Genomic DNA, 1254 nt, shown 5'->3' on the forward strand with positions numbered 1-1254 from the left:
GGGCCGGGCGGCGCGGTGGGGGACAATGTCCGGGAACGTCTGTGCCCGCCCCGGACAGGAGCCCTCCCCATGCCCCGCCTCGCCCTCTACGCCCTGATCGTCTGCGCCCTCACCGTCGCCGCGGCGGTCCTCTCCTTCGCGAAGGGCAGCTGGATCGGTGTGATCTGGGTCCTGCTGGCGGGCCTGTCCTCCAACATGGCCTGGTACTACCTGCGCCGGGCGAGGATCGAAAAGGCCGCCGCCCAGGAGCGGGCGGCGGCCGCGAACGCGTCCTCGAACGACGGTGCCGTTACGGGTTGAGCACCGGCCAGAGGTCCAGGAGCTGCGGCTCGCCCTCCCAGAAGCGGAACCACTGCTGACCCAGCGCGGTCTCCAGCTCCGTCACGCCCAGACCGCGCAGGATCGCGTCGACCGAGTCGAAGAACACGTCGTTGATCTCCGGCACCCACAGCAGCGCGAACACCGCCAGCAGCCCGAACGGCGCGAACGGCTCGACCTGGCGCCGCACGGAGTGCGACAGCCACGGCTCCAGCACGCCGTAGCCGTCCAGGCCCGGCACGGGCAGGAAGTTGAGGATCGTCGCCGAGACCTGCAGCAGCGCGAGGAACGCCAGCGCGCAGCGGAAGGCGACCGGGACGTCGTCCATCAGCCCCAGCCAGAACGGCGCCGTGATCACCACGGCGAACAGCGCGTTGGTGAGGGGGCCGGCGGCGGAGATGAGGCTGTGCTTCCAGCGGCCGCGGATGCTGTGCCGCTCGATGAACACGGCGCCGCCCGGCAGGCCGATGCCGCCGAGGATCACGAAGATCAGCGGCAGCACGATGCTCAGCATGGCGTGGGTGTACTTGAGCGGGTTGAGGGTGAGATAGCCCTTGGCCCCGATGCTGAGGTCACCGCCGTGCAGGGCGGTACGGGCGTGGGCGTACTCGTGGAGGCAGAGCGAGACGAGCCAGCCGGAGGTGACGAGCAGGAACACGGCGAAGCCGGTGTTCGCGGAGAAGCCCGTCCACACCGCCCAGGCCGAGACCGCCATGATGGCGACCAGCCCCAGAAAGACGGGACTGACCCGGCGGTCGCTGCGGGTGATCGCGGTGGTCATGCGGGCGGCTCCTGATTCGCGGGCGCGGGTCGGAAGTGTGACGAACGACGAACCTACCTGGCGGTGCCCCCCGCGACCCCCCTCGGGGCCACCCGTGCACGTCGACGCGGCGCGCGGCGCGCGTCACTCGCGCCGGGGCGGGGGCGGCCCCGAGG

The 1254-nt window shown here is 71.5% G+C and carries 2 protein-coding genes; one reads left to right on the plus strand and one right to left on the minus strand.

Features of this window, described 5'->3' with window-relative positions:
- Nucleotides 1-69 precede the first annotated feature (69 nt).
- The gene (locus ACSNOD_RS31280) at nt 70-300 is read left to right on the plus strand and encodes a hypothetical protein (protein WP_436770453.1); all 231 of its coding nucleotides are present in this window, start codon (nt 70-72) and stop codon (nt 298-300) included.
- Here ACSNOD_RS31280 and ACSNOD_RS31285 read toward each other — a convergent pair.
- On the minus strand, nt 290-1099 hold the full coding sequence (locus tag ACSNOD_RS31285; protein WP_436770454.1) for a site-2 protease family protein: 810 nt from the start codon (nt 1097-1099) through the stop codon (nt 290-292). The two genes, ACSNOD_RS31280 and ACSNOD_RS31285, sit on opposite strands and share 11 nt — an antisense overlap.
- Nucleotides 1100-1254: the final 155 nt, after the last annotated feature.

The organism is Streptomyces sp. URMC 123 (assembly GCF_051386515.1).
In the GTDB taxonomy this organism is placed as follows: domain Bacteria; phylum Actinomycetota; class Actinomycetes; order Streptomycetales; family Streptomycetaceae; genus Streptomyces.

Bases quoted from the DNA above. Each gene is read 5' to 3' on its own strand.
- ACSNOD_RS31280 (WP_436770453.1), top strand. From the start codon at position 70: ATGCCCCGCCTCGCCCTCTACGCCCTGATCGTCTGCGCCCTCACCGTC.
- ACSNOD_RS31285 (WP_436770454.1), bottom strand. From the start codon at position 1,099: ATGACCACCGCGATCACCCGCAGCGACCGCCGGGTCAGTCCCGTCTTT.